Here is an 11,879-nt window from a genome sequence, read left to right as displayed (position 1 = left end):
AAAAGCATTTCAATCCCAGCTGCAAAAGCCTCCTCTGCTATACTGGGAATCAAGGAGGGATCATGTTGCTGAAATCCATACATCATATTGCAATCATATGTTCAGATTATGAAAAGTCGAAAACTTTCTTCGTACATAAACTTGGTTTTCAGGTGATTCAAGAAACGTACCGCAAAGAGCGCGGCTCTTATAAGCTTGATTTGTCGCTTAACGGCTCGTACCTCATTGAGCTGTTCTCGTTTCCTGATCCGCCCGAACGCCAAACTCGGCCTGAAGCAGCAGGCCTGCGTCATCTCGCCTTTACAGTCAGCAGCTTGGATGAGGCGGTTCAGGAGCTTCATGAAAAAGGAATCAAAACGGAGCCGATCAGAACAGATCCGCTGACTGGCAAGCGGTTCACCTTCTTTTTTGATCCTGACGAGCTTCCATTAGAACTGTATGAACAATAACGGTTTTTGAAGAAATAAAGGAGAACTCCACTTTCTTTGCCGAATCCTTTCTTGTTTTGTCTAACAGGAAGGGAACCGCATTCTACGGTCGAATACCTAGCTAAAAAGGAGGTATGAGATCATGAATACAAATATGGTGGCAAGTGAACTCGGCGTCTCCGCAAAAACGGTGCAGCGGTGGGTGAAGCAGCTGAATCTCCCGGCCGAACGCAATGAGCTCGGGCACTATTCGTTTACGGCAGAAGACGTGAAGGTTCTAAAATCTGTTCAAAAACAAATTTCTGAAGGCACCGCCATTCAGGATATTCATGTGCCGCAAAGCGTTAAAAAGCGCAGAGGTTTCATTGTCCAAAAAACAAATAACGGTTCGGAACGAAGAATTGAACAGCTCGAACAGAAACTCGACACGCTATTACAGCAAAAACAGGACGAAAATGAACTGCTTGCAAGGATCGGTGAACTGGAACGCCAGCTGAAACAAAAAGCCGATGAGGGGGTGTCTTATCAGCTGCTTCAGCATCGAAGAGAAATTGATGACATCCTTGGAGATCTAGAGGCACTGGCCTCACAAATGAAAGAATTCACCGCCCCGCCGATCCCCGAGACCGCCGCTGCTTCCGAAAAAACCAAAATAAGAAAAAAACCGCTGCTGTCACTGTTCAAATTTCAAACTTAAAGCAAAAAGCTCCCCATAAAGGGAGCTTTTTGTGATTTACGCAGTAAGCGCAATAATAATCGGAAGTGAAATCAATGACAGAACCGCACTGATTACAAATGCAGAAGCTGTTTCTTCCTCTTGTTTCTCGAAACGAGTTGCAATCATGGCTGCTACGGCAGAACCAGGGAATGCAACAAGCAGAATCGCTTTTGTCATTTGGTCAGCTGGTAATCCGACTGCAAGAGCAATCAAGAACATTAACGCAGGCTGAACCGCAACTTTAAGCAGCGCAATTCCAAATGCCGGTATGCTGAATTTGATGCTTCGGATACCAACAGTAACACCGACTGCAAATAGAGCCACACCAGAAGTAGTGCTTCCAAGCTGATCAAGCATTTTAACTGCTAGATCAGGAAGAGTGAAGTTGAAAATCAGCACGATAAGCATACTGATTAACGGAGCAGCTGCAAGCGGCTCACAAAGACCATGCAGGATGGATTTCCCTGTCATCTTCCAGAAGCTGTCATCGCTGTCTTCGTTTTTCTTAGACGACTCACCGACAGTAGCGATAATGATCGCAAGCGGATCAAGAATGGCATTAACAACGATACCTGTTACCGCGATCGGAATCGCGACTTCACTCGCACCGAACAAGCTTCCCAATACAGGAATACCCATAAAAGCGAATGTCGGCTGTGCAGAGTTCAAAGAAAATACGGATGAGTTTGTTAAGTCATATTTAAACACAAATCTGCAAATCAATAAAATAACGATGTAGAAACCAACAATCCCAATGATTAAAGAAACCATTAATGGTACTTGAGATAAAAATTCACTTCTAGAAGTTGTCAAAATACCCGCGATAAAGTGAGCTGGAAGTGCGTATTTCGTTACTAACGTACTTACCCCTTTTGCTGACTTGGCATCATAACTTCCAAAATGTCCTGCAAACCAACCTAGCACGATAACAAAGAAGATCGGTGCCAGGAGGATTAAGATATCTAAGATGCTCAAAATATTCTCCTCCAAATCCTATGTCCGTATACTTTAGCTTTACAAAAAGCTTTCCCTCGGACGAATAAATTTACTCGCTAATTATTTCGCGATGACTTTTTTGTATTCCGGTGTCCACATTGCATCAAGAACCGCTTGTTTCACATCTTCAGGCTGACGATTTGCTACGCCATCTTTAATTGCCGCTTCAGCAACTGCAATCGCAACTTCAATAGAAACTTCTTGAAGCTTGTCAATGCTTGGAAGCAATCCTGCTCCAGGTGTTTCAAAGTCAACCATTTCAGCAATCGCATCAGCAGTCGCAGCAAACATAGCAGGCGTTATTACACTCGCTTCCGCTACGATTGAACCAAGTCCAAGACCAGGGAACGCGAATGCGTTGTTAGATTGTCCAATTTCATAAGAAACACCGTTGTATTCTACATTGTCAAATGGGCTTCCTGTTGCGATAAGCACTTTTCCGTCAGTCCATTTGAAGAGATCTTCTGGTACAGCTTCAGCAAGGTGAGTCGGGTTAGACATCGGCATGATAACCGGACGATCTGTGTGAGATGCCATTTCTTTTACAATTTCCTCTGTGAACGCACCTGAAACCCCTGAAGTACCAATTAAGATTGTTGGTTTCGCTTGACGAACCACTTCATCGAATGGAATTTGGCCTTTTTCATCGCGTTTCCACTCTTTCACTTCATCTGTAGTGCGAAGGTAAGGTTTTTGGAAATCAAGGATGCCTTCGATTTCTTCAGTCAGCAAGCCTCTGTAATCAATTGTGTAGAAGCGTTTGTTAGCTTCTTCTTCAGATAATCCAGCAAGCATCATTGTGTCACGGATTTGGTCAGCAATACCGATACCAGCAGAACCAGCACCGAAGACAACAACACGCTGATCTTTAATAGAAGCGCCAGTTTTCTTCATAGCGGCAAGCACACCAGCTAGTGTAATCGCGCCTGTACCTTGGATATCATCATTAAATGTAAGAATGTCATGGTTGTATTTTTTCATGATATTGCGTGCATTTTTGTTGCCAAGATCTTCCCAGTGAAGAAGCGCTTTAGGGAAGTATTTCAATGCCGCTTTCACATAAGCGTCAACGAATTCTTCATAACGTTCGCCTTGAACACGTTCATGCTTGTTACCAATATATAAAGGATCATTCAGAAGTTTTTCGTTGTTCGTACCGACATCAAGTACAACCGGGATAACACGGCTAGGGTCAATACCAGCAGCAGCAGTGTAAACAGCTAATTTACCGATCGCGATGTTAATACCGCCTACTCCCCAGTCACCGATACCAAGGATACTTTCAGAGTCAGTAGCAACGATAAGATCGATATCTCCCGCTGTCGCATGAAGGTTTTCGAACGCTTTTTCGATGCCGTCAATGTTGTCGATTGACAAGTAGACACCTTGTGGTCTTCTATATTCATGGCTGTATTCCTGAATCGCTTCACCAACTGTTGGTGTGTATACAACAGGAAGCATTTCGCGAAGATGGTTTTTCAGCAATTTATAGAAAAGAACTTCGTTACGGTTTGCAAGATCACTTAAGTAAACATTTTGACGAAGACGGTCAGGCTGCGCTTGGAATTGCTCGTATGCGCGTTGTGCCTGTTGGTCAAGAGAAAGTACAGTTGGCGGCAGAAGTCCTTCTAAGCCAAGCTCTTGTCTTTCTTCTACTGAAAAAGCAACGCCTTTATTTAAAGTAGGGATAGATAAAACTTCTTTTCCTCTAAGAGTTGTTTCTAAGTGGCCTTCTTGTGTTTTTTTTATGTTATTCAAGCAAATCTCCTTCTTTCATGAAATTGTTAATCAAGTTAAGTAATAACCCATCCAAAAAATAAGATCATGATCTTTATACCGACTTTATGACAATTATTCGAACAATGTCTAAAAACTATTTACATTACGTAAGCTATTGTATGCCTGTCAAAATCAAAATTCAAGAGAAGAAAATTACTTAATTTTTTAATACACTTAATTAAATTTTTTAATTAATTATTATCAGAATATAAAAAAAACACCGGTATTCCACCTGGTGTTTTCCATCTATGTGCCTATGTTTTGGGCTATTTTGTAAATTTATCCGGGACTTCGTGATGGTGTCTGCATCTTGCTTCATATGATTCGGATGCGCCCACCATGATGACCGGATCATCGTAAGAAGCTGGTTTGCCATCAATCAGGCGCTGTGTCCTGCTCGCCGGTGATCCGCAGACGGAACAGACAGCTTGCAGCTTTGTCACACTTTCTGCAATCGCCATAATTTTCGGGACGACGCCGAACGGCTCTCCTCTAAAATCCATATCAAGACCCGCTGCAATCACACGGTAGCCTTTATCAGCAAGAGAAGATAAGACCTCCACAATATTCCTGTCAAAAAACTGCACTTCATCAACAGCAATCACATCCGTATTTTCACTGATGTGAGTCCAAATGTCCGCAGCAGAAGAAATAGCATAGCTCGTCATGGATGTTCCATTATGGGAAACAACTGCATCTTCGCTGTATCGATCATCAATTACAGGCTTAAATACTCTGACTTCCTGCTTGGCGTAAGTCGCTCTCTTTACTCTTCTGATCAGCTCTTCAGATTTTCCTGAGAACATACTGCCGCAAATCAGCTCAAGCCACCCGCTTTGTTTCATTATGTACATAAGCTCCGCTCCCCTCTCTCTGCCAGCTTGTGTTTTAGACAATATAAAAAACAGGCAAGAGTGCTTCTTGCCTGTTGAAAAATCTATTATTACTTAAGACCGTATTTTTTGTTAAAGCGATCAACACGACCATCAGCAGAAGCGAATTTTTGACGGCCAGTGTAGAATGGGTGGCATTCAGAGCAAATCTCAACGCGTACCTCTTCTTTTACTGAGCCTGTTTCAAATTCATTTCCACAAGCGCATTTAACTGTTGCTTTTTTGAAATTAGGATGAATTCCTGCTTTCATTGTATCCATCTCCTTCCGCCCTGAATCCCGTGTGGAAACAGAGTTATTATTTCGGATCATTGTCCGAAACGCATATGAGAAAATTATATCAGTGATTTACTTCTTTTGCAAATACAATTTATCGTCTGGCAGATGATAGATTTGCTTGTTTCCATTCTTGATTGAGTATATCGAAGAATTCCTGGTTCGTTTTGGTTTTTTTCATTTTTCTCATGAATTTTTCTGCGAAATCCGGTGAATCAGACATCGTTTTGCGAATCGACCATAAACGATCAAGGTGCTCTTTAGGCACAAGCAGCTCCTCCTTACGCGTTCCTGAACGGCGGATATCGATGGCCGGGAAGATGCGGCGCTCTGCCAGAGAACGGTCAAGATGAAGCTCCATGTTGCCTGTTCCCTTGAATTCTTCATAAATCACATCGTCCATACGCGATCCTGTATCGACAAGAGCCGTAGCAAGGATCGTTAAGCTGCCGCCCTCTTCGATATTTCTCGCAGCTCCGAAGAAGCGTTTCGGGCGGTGGAACGCTGCTGGGTCGATCCCTCCGGAAAGCGTTCTTCCGCTTGGCGGAATCACTAAGTTGTAGGCGCGGGCAAGACGTGTGATACTATCCATCAGAATGATGACGTCTTTTTTGTGTTCTACTAGACGCATTGCGCGCTCAAGCACAAGCTCAGCCACTTTAATATGGTTTTCCGGCACTTCATCAAACGTTGAACTGACGACATCCCCGGCTACAGAGCGCTCGATATCGGTCACTTCCTCTGGTCTTTCGTCGATCAAAAGCACAATCAGCTCTGCTTCAGGCTGGTTCGCTGTAATACTGTTGGCAATTTCCTTCAGCAGCATCGTTTTGCCAGCTTTTGGAGGTGCAACAATCAAACCGCGCTGGCCAAATCCAACCGGCGCCATCATGTCCATAATTCTTGTAGACAAGAAGTTTGGTTTTGTTTCAAGCACCATTTGGCGGTCTGGATAAAGAGGTGTAAGAGCCGGGAAATGCACACGCTCTTTTGCAGATTCGGGATCATCCCCGTTTACCGCTTCAACGTGCAAAAGTCCATAGTAGCGCTCATTTTCTTTTGGCGGGCGAACCTTGCCTGATACTTTGTCTCCGTTTCGCAAATCGAAACGGCGGATTTGTGAAGCTGAAATGTAAATATCTTCTGAGCTTGGAGAGTAGTTGATCGGTCTCAGGAAGCCGAAACCTTCGGACTGGATGATTTCAAGAACGCCTTCCATAAACAGCAGATCTTCCTGTTCTGCGTTTGCTTTTAGAATAGCGAAAATGAGTTCTTTTTTTGTCAGTTTGCTGTAATAGGAGATTTTATAATGTCTTGCAAGTTCATAAAGCTCTTTCAACTTCATATTTTCCAAAGAGGAAATGGATACGTTTTTCATAAAAACACCACGCTTTTCATAGTCAATATCTTACTCTGCACATATAACCTGCTGCTTTTGCACAACATCCGCCAAAGCACATTCTTTTTTTAACATAAAGGAACTTCTATCGGTAACACTTCCACCCATGATCGGCGCTTTTGTTAAAAGGATTGTCTTAATGAGTTTTGAAGGAAGCGAGGACAAAAACATGAGAAGATCAATACTTATATCGTCTGTATGCGGTAGAAATTGAAATTTTCCTAGTGCTTAAAAGAAGGAATTACGCAGTAAAATTCGCAGCACTCTTTATTTTTACCTTATTTCAGAAAATTATTCAACTGAAATAAGGTTTTGACATGGAATTGATAGAGTTGACGCTTTTCTGCAAAGGAAAAGCGGGCGCACACCCGCTATTTTTGTTGGTTAAGGCTGAATTACAACATTTTAACGCAGCAGCAGAAAGCTCTCTCCTGATCCATAGTCGTGTTGATGGCGCCTGCGACATCGCTAACGTTGATCAAATTGATTCTGGTGCCGGCCTCACGAAACTTAGATGTCTTTCGTGGCAACGACGTCTTGTTTTTCTTTTGCCACAACTTTTATCAATGTCTGATGCTTCAATCTCAATGCAGCCCACCGCTTTCGATTTTTCGCATATTTATGCCAGGGCCGCGGACTGGACCGTCAGCGACGCTTGCTAAAAGGTTTGTGCCTTCAAGCGAGTCAGCTGCGACATCGGTGCGGGCCCGTTTCCGAGTCCCCTCCGATATACAGATTGGCGCTTCGGTCGCACGCACCAATTCCATAGATAAGATAAACTTTTTCCATGCCCACACGATCTCCTCAAACAAGAAATCATTATGAATTTTGAAGCTGTTCTATTTCTTCGTCAGTCAATTTTTCACGCCAGATTGTCGCTCCAATCCCTTCAAGCTTCTTCTCAAGGTTGCTGTATCCGCGGTCTATATGCTCCAGACCCGTAATTTCCGTGACACCGTCAGCCATCAGGCCGGCAACGACCAGACAAGCTCCCGCACGCAGATCACTCGCTTTCACCTTTGCGCCTTGAAGCTCGACAGGACCAGTGACGATGGCAGATCTGCCTTCTACTTTCATGTTGGCACCCATCCGTCTCAGTTCATCAATATGCTTAAACCTCGCCGAGTAGATGGTGTCTGTGACGACACTCGTCCCTTTTGCCCTTGTCAGGAGCGCTGTCATCGGCTGCTGTAAGTCAGTCGGAAAGCCTGGGTATACAAGGGTTTTGACATCAACCGGCTTTAAGTGTTTCTGCCTGTTGACAATAAGAAGCTGGTCGTCACTTGTTTCGATATGGTAGCCCATTTCTCTCAGCTTTGCCGTTAAAGACTCAAGGTGAGTGGGAATCACATTATCGATAATGACTTCCTTGCCCATTGCAGCCCCTGCAATCATAAAGGTCCCAGCCTCAATTCTGTCCGGAATGATCGTATGCTTACAGCCGTGCAATTCCTTCACTCCGTCAATTCGGATCACATTGGTTCCCGCGCCTTTGATTTTGGCGCCCATGCTGGTAAGCAGTGTCGCGACATCGATGATCTCAGGCTCCTTGGCAGCATTTTCAATGACTGTTTTCCCTTCTGCCAAAACAGCGGCAAGCATAATATTAATGGTTGCCCCTACGCTTACGACATCTAAGTAAATACGTGCGCCTCTCAGCCTGTCTGCACGCAAATAAATGGCTCCCTGCTCATTGGTCACTTCAGCACCAAGCGCTTCAAAGCCTTTAATATGCTGATCAATCGGACGGGGGCCTAAGTGGCAGCCGCCAGGCAATCCGATGACAGCCTGTTTGAAGCGGCCGAGCATCGCCCCCATTAAATAATACGACGCGCGAAGCTTTTTTACTTTCCCGTTAGGAAGCGGCATGCTGATCATTGAGGCGGGGTCAACAACCATTTCCCCATTCTCAAAATGCACGCTGCCGCCGATTTCCTTTAACAGGTCACGCAGCGTTTCAATATCTGAAATCTCTGGAAGCCCTTCAATTGTCACCTCGGAATTCGCCAAAATGGTTGCAGGTATTAAAGCAACAGCACTGTTTTTAGCGCCGCTGATATGTACTGTACCGTTTAACGAGTCACCGCCGGCAATATTCAACTTTTCCATGATAGTCTCCTTCCATAAGAAGATAGCTGCGGAGCTAAATAAAATGTTATTTTATTCTGTCTCTGCAAATAAAGCTCATGTCCAAAATCTAGCCAATTCGAAGAGAAAGAATACAACACATTGTAAAATATCAGAAGAAAATAACGAAGCTTTGCGGGGCACAAATTTCGAAAGTTGCACAGAGACCCGCCGGCTTAAGAGACATTGATGTCATCCGGCAAAAAGCGGTACGCAAACCCTTCGTTCCGATATCAGCTTCTGCAGCCCAATCATTCCTTTTCTGTTAAGTTGCGTCTGCATCTGCAAGTCCGCTGAATCAGGACGATGAAAAAACAAAAGCCGCGGCAAACAGAGATAAAGCGGTTTGCCGCTGTTTGCCATTATTTGTTCCAGTCTGCCAGGAATTGTTCGATTCCTTTGTCTGTTAGCGGATGCTTCGTAAGCGCATGAATGACTTTCAGCGGCATTGTGCCGATATGAGCCCCTCTTAGCGCTGCCTCTGTCACGTGCTGCGGATGACGGATTGACGCTGCAATGATTTGTGTGTCAAGATCATGAATGTCAAAAATCCGTCTGATATCTGAAATCAGATCAAGACCGTTGTGGCCGATGTCATCTAAACGTCCCAGAAAAGGCGATACATACGTTGCCCCTGCTCTGGCAGCGAGCAACGCCTGATTGGCATTAAAAATCAATGTGACGTTAGTTTTGATGCCTAAGTCAGTAAGTGCTCTTACCGCTTTTAAACCGTCAGGCGTCATCGGGATTTTCACCGTAATGTTTGGAGCGATTTTCGCCAGTTCTTTTCCTTCTTCAATCATTTCCTCTGCTTTCAAAGAAATAACCTCTGCGCTTACAGAACCTTTCACAACGTCTGTAATCTCGCGAAGACGGTCGTGGAATGATACGTTAGCTTCTTTTGCTACTAAACTAGGATTCGTCGTTACACCGGCAAGAACTCCTAATTCATTCGCTTCTTTGATTTCATCAATATTGGCTGTATCAACAAAAAATAGCATGACCCAAAAGCCTCCCTGAAAAAGAAATTTTCTGAACAGTGGATATGATTGCGCTTTCTAATGATAGACAGAAAACCGCCTGTCAAGCTGTCAGGCGGCTATAAACGTTCAAATTGAATTAAGCTTGGTTTGAAGAACCAAATTCACGCATTTTACCGATAACTGTTTCTTTGATCGCATCACGAGCAGGTCCAAGATATTTACGAGGATCGTATTCGTCAGGCTTAGCTGCCAATGTTTCGCGAACAGCTTTTGCAGAAGAAATTTGGTTTTCAGTATTCACGTTGATTTTAGCTGTACCAAGTGAAATTGATTTTTTAATGTCAGCAGTCGGAATTCCAGTACCGCCGTGAAGAACTAATGGAAGACCAGTTGTTTTACCGATATCCTCCATTTCCTTGAAACCAAGGTTTGGTTCACCTTTGTAAGGACCGTGAACAGAACCTAATGCAGGTGCAAGGCAGTCGATGCCAGTGCGCTCAACAAGCTCTTGGCACTCCTTAGGATCAGCGTAGATTACGCCTTCAGCGATAACGTCATCTTCTTGTCCGCCAACTGTTCCAAGCTCAGCTTCTACAGATACTCCGTGGAAATGAGCAAGCTCAACAACTTTAGAAGTTGTTGCAATGTTTTCTTCAAATGGATGGTGAGAAGCGTCGATCATAACAGATGTGAAACCTGCATGAATCGCTTTCGCACAAGATTCAAAGCTTGAACCGTGGTCTAAGTGGATCGCAACAGGAACTGTCACTTTGTACTCTTCCATAAGTGCTTTTACCATAGCTACGACTGTTTTGAAGCCGCCCATGTAGCGTCCCGCACCTTCGGAAACACCAAGGATCACTGGAGATTTTTCTTCTTCAGCTGCTTGTAAAATTGCTTGAGTAAACTCAAGGTTGTTTAAGTTGAATTGTCCTACTGCATAACCTTTTTCTTTAGCTGTATTCAACATTTCTGTCATTGAAACTAAAGGCATGTCGAACGTCCTCCTTATGTAGCCTGATTGTCTTCTAGCGAAAAAAGCTCTCCATCCTATCATGACCCATTTAATGCTGTCATATGTAAATACCAGATCGCTTTTTCTCCATAACTAGAATACCAACTTTTCGACAAATCGGCAACATAATGACATGATTCATTTGTTTCTTCTTTATGTCAGTTAGACTTCAGAGGCAAATATTTTTTCACTGCATCTCGGATTTCATCAATGTCAAACGGCTTCGCAAAGTGCGTCAAAGCGCCCAGTTCCTTCGATTCCTGGATCATGTCGAGCTCTCCGTATGCCGTCATGATAATTACCCGGATGTTTTCGTCAATGACCTTCATCCGTTTCAAAATTTCGATACCATCCATTCCGGGAATTTTCATGTCGAGAAGCACAAGGTCAGGCCGTTCTTTTGTCACAATGTCAAGTGCCTGCAGACCGTTTGCAGCCTGAAACGTCTGGTAGCCTTCTTTATTGAATACTTCGTTAAGCAAAATACGTATGCCGTATTGATCATCAACGATTAAAATTTTTTCATTCATCATTTTACACCCCAATATTATGATTTTCGTCAAAAGTAAGCAGTAGTGTATGTATTCTGTTTGATTTTCCTATTTCCTTTAATTATAATAGTCTACTTTACGACATTTTCTGCGCATTTTCTCTTTTGTTGTATACTGATATTGTACGTTATAAAGGAGGATTCACTTATGTTGAAAATATTCACGACGCAGTTAACAGGTATTTTTTCCCGCATTCAGGATAAGGAATCTGACGCGATTGAAGATGGGGCACGGCTGCTTGCTCAAGCAGTGATTAGCGGGCATTCCATTTATTTATACGGAGCTAATGAGCTTCAGGGCGTCTTTTATGAGGCAACCGAAAGTAAAGAACCATTCCCATCTGTCAAAGCCTTTCCAGAAAGCGCTGAGGACGTGACAGAAAGCGACAGGGTACTGATGTTTTGTTCAGGATCGGGCACAGCTGAAGAGCAGGCGCTGGCGAAAGAGCTTTTTGAAAAAGGTGCAGGGGTCGTATGCGTATCACCGGCAGCTAAAGACAGTGCGGGAATTGAACAATATTGTGATGTACATATTGACTCTAAATTAAAAATGCCGCTTGTTCCTGATGAAGACGGCACCCGTTACGGATTTCCTTCTTTAATGACGGCATTGTATGTCTACCATGCTTTATCGTTTACATTAAAAGAAATCCTGCAAGAGTATGCATAATATCTTATTGTAATGCTGGATCTTACAGGAAACAAATAAAAAAGAC

14 protein-coding genes are annotated in these 11,879 nt (G+C 43.6%); 4 read left to right on the top strand and 10 right to left on the bottom strand.

What is annotated here, in order from left to right; all coding sequences use genetic code 11:
* Window positions 1–62: 62 nt before the first annotated feature.
* Both BTW01_RS15230 and racA read left to right on the top strand, forming a co-directional pair.
* Window positions 63–449, top strand: a complete 387-nt coding sequence (locus BTW01_RS15230) for a VOC family protein (RefSeq protein ID WP_162103837.1) — start codon at window positions 63–65, stop codon at window positions 447–449.
* Window positions 450–570: 121 nt separating this feature from the next.
* The gene (racA, locus tag BTW01_RS15225; RefSeq protein ID WP_162103836.1) at window positions 571–1,125 is read left to right on the top strand and encodes a chromosome-anchoring protein RacA; all 555 of its coding nucleotides are present in this window, start codon (window positions 571–573) and stop codon (window positions 1,123–1,125) included.
* Window positions 1,126–1,161: 36 nt separating this feature from the next.
* Here racA and BTW01_RS15220 read toward each other — a convergent pair whose 3' ends face one another.
* The 6 genes from BTW01_RS15220 to BTW01_RS15195 form a co-directional block, all read right to left on the bottom strand.
* Window positions 1,162–2,121 (bottom strand): AEC family transporter, encoded by a 960-nt coding sequence (locus tag BTW01_RS15220; RefSeq protein WP_162103835.1) that lies wholly within the window; start codon window positions 2,119–2,121, stop codon window positions 1,162–1,164.
* Window positions 2,122–2,202: 81 nt separating this feature from the next.
* Window positions 2,203–3,900: an oxaloacetate-decarboxylating malate dehydrogenase gene (gene malS / locus BTW01_RS15215; RefSeq protein ID WP_162103834.1), complete on the bottom strand. Its 1,698-nt coding sequence runs from the start codon at window positions 3,898–3,900 to the stop codon at window positions 2,203–2,205.
* Window positions 3,901–4,187: 287 nt separating this feature from the next.
* Window positions 4,188–4,775 carry a thymidine kinase gene (locus tag BTW01_RS15210; protein ID WP_162103833.1) on the bottom strand — a complete coding sequence of 196 codons (588 nt, stop codon included), beginning with the start codon at window positions 4,773–4,775 and terminating at the stop codon, window positions 4,188–4,190.
* A gap of 89 nt (window positions 4,776–4,864) precedes the next feature.
* Window positions 4,865–5,065, bottom strand: a complete 201-nt coding sequence (gene rpmE / locus BTW01_RS15205) for a 50S ribosomal protein L31 (RefSeq protein ID WP_003151132.1) — start codon at window positions 5,063–5,065, stop codon at window positions 4,865–4,867.
* A 118-nt stretch (window positions 5,066–5,183) separates the two neighbouring features.
* Window positions 5,184–6,467, bottom strand: coding sequence for a transcription termination factor Rho (gene rho / locus BTW01_RS15200; RefSeq protein WP_010328939.1), 1,284 nt, complete (start codon window positions 6,465–6,467; stop codon window positions 5,184–5,186).
* 30 nt (window positions 6,468–6,497) lie between these two features.
* A complete protein-coding gene (locus BTW01_RS15195; RefSeq protein WP_162103832.1) occupies window positions 6,498–6,659 on the bottom strand; it encodes a hypothetical protein in 162 nt (53 codons plus the stop codon).
* A gap of 146 nt (window positions 6,660–6,805) precedes the next feature.
* Between BTW01_RS15195 and BTW01_RS18765 the strand changes: the two genes are divergently transcribed.
* On the top strand, window positions 6,806–7,150 hold the full coding sequence (locus BTW01_RS18765) for a hypothetical protein (protein ID WP_162103831.1): 345 nt from the start codon (window positions 6,806–6,808) through the stop codon (window positions 7,148–7,150).
* A 157-nt stretch (window positions 7,151–7,307) separates the two neighbouring features.
* On the opposite strand, the gene BTW01_RS15185 is transcribed toward BTW01_RS18765, so the two are convergent.
* The 4 genes from BTW01_RS15185 to spo0F all read right to left on the bottom strand — a co-directional run bounded on the left by BTW01_RS15185 (window position 7,308) and on the right by spo0F (window position 11,146).
* On the bottom strand, window positions 7,308–8,597 hold the full coding sequence (locus BTW01_RS15185; RefSeq protein WP_162103830.1) for a UDP-N-acetylglucosamine 1-carboxyvinyltransferase: 1,290 nt from the start codon (window positions 8,595–8,597) through the stop codon (window positions 7,308–7,310).
* Window positions 8,598–8,977: 380 nt separating this feature from the next.
* Window positions 8,978–9,616: a fructose-6-phosphate aldolase gene (fsa, locus tag BTW01_RS15180; RefSeq protein ID WP_162103829.1), complete on the bottom strand. Its 639-nt coding sequence runs from the start codon at window positions 9,614–9,616 to the stop codon at window positions 8,978–8,980.
* Between the two features lie 118 nt (window positions 9,617–9,734).
* Window positions 9,735–10,592: a class II fructose-bisphosphate aldolase gene (locus BTW01_RS15175; RefSeq protein WP_162103828.1), complete on the bottom strand. Its 858-nt coding sequence runs from the start codon at window positions 10,590–10,592 to the stop codon at window positions 9,735–9,737.
* 179 nt (window positions 10,593–10,771) lie between these two features.
* Window positions 10,772–11,146 carry a sporulation initiation phosphotransferase Spo0F gene (spo0F, locus tag BTW01_RS15170; RefSeq protein WP_003227621.1) on the bottom strand — a complete coding sequence of 125 codons (375 nt, stop codon included), beginning with the start codon at window positions 11,144–11,146 and terminating at the stop codon, window positions 10,772–10,774.
* 165 nt (window positions 11,147–11,311) lie between these two features.
* Here spo0F and BTW01_RS15165 point away from each other — a divergent pair, with 165 nt between their 5' ends.
* Window positions 11,312–11,833 (top strand): DUF2529 domain-containing protein, encoded by a 522-nt coding sequence (locus tag BTW01_RS15165; RefSeq protein WP_162103827.1) that lies wholly within the window; start codon window positions 11,312–11,314, stop codon window positions 11,831–11,833.
* Window positions 11,834–11,879: the final 46 nt, after the last annotated feature.

The sequence above is a fragment of the Bacillus sp. SKDU12 genome, from assembly GCF_010093085.1.
GTDB lineage: Bacteria > Bacillota > Bacilli > Bacillales > Bacillaceae > Bacillus > Bacillus mexicanus.
The sequence above is the reverse complement of the archived record's forward strand: the minus strand, read 5'-3'. Positions and strand labels throughout refer to the sequence as shown.

Excerpts from the sequence above, each read along its gene's own strand:
- BTW01_RS15195 (WP_162103832.1), bottom strand. The coding sequence starts at position 6,659 with ATGTTTTTGTCCTCGCTTCCTTCAAAACTCATTAAGACAATCCTTTTA.
- BTW01_RS15165 (WP_162103827.1), top strand. The coding sequence starts at position 11,312 with ATGTTGAAAATATTCACGACGCAGTTAACAGGTATTTTTTCCCGCATT.
- fsa (WP_162103829.1), bottom strand. The coding sequence starts at position 9,616 with ATGCTATTTTTTGTTGATACAGCCAATATTGATGAAATCAAAGAAGCG.
- BTW01_RS15230 (WP_162103837.1), top strand. The coding sequence starts at position 63 with ATGTTGCTGAAATCCATACATCATATTGCAATCATATGTTCAGATTAT.
- rpmE (WP_003151132.1), bottom strand. The coding sequence starts at position 5,065 with ATGAAAGCAGGAATTCATCCTAATTTCAAAAAAGCAACAGTTAAATGC.
- spo0F (WP_003227621.1), bottom strand. The coding sequence starts at position 11,146 with ATGATGAATGAAAAAATTTTAATCGTTGATGATCAATACGGCATACGT.
- BTW01_RS15185 (WP_162103830.1), bottom strand. The coding sequence starts at position 8,597 with ATGGAAAAGTTGAATATTGCCGGCGGTGACTCGTTAAACGGTACAGTA.
- rho (WP_010328939.1), bottom strand. The coding sequence starts at position 6,467 with ATGAAAAACGTATCCATTTCCTCTTTGGAAAATATGAAGTTGAAAGAG.
- BTW01_RS15210 (WP_162103833.1), bottom strand. The coding sequence starts at position 4,775 with ATGTACATAATGAAACAAAGCGGGTGGCTTGAGCTGATTTGCGGCAGT.
- BTW01_RS15175 (WP_162103828.1), bottom strand. The coding sequence starts at position 10,592 with ATGCCTTTAGTTTCAATGACAGAAATGTTGAATACAGCTAAAGAAAAA.
- racA (WP_162103836.1), top strand. The coding sequence starts at position 571 with ATGAATACAAATATGGTGGCAAGTGAACTCGGCGTCTCCGCAAAAACG.
- BTW01_RS18765 (WP_162103831.1), top strand. The coding sequence starts at position 6,806 with ATGGAATTGATAGAGTTGACGCTTTTCTGCAAAGGAAAAGCGGGCGCA.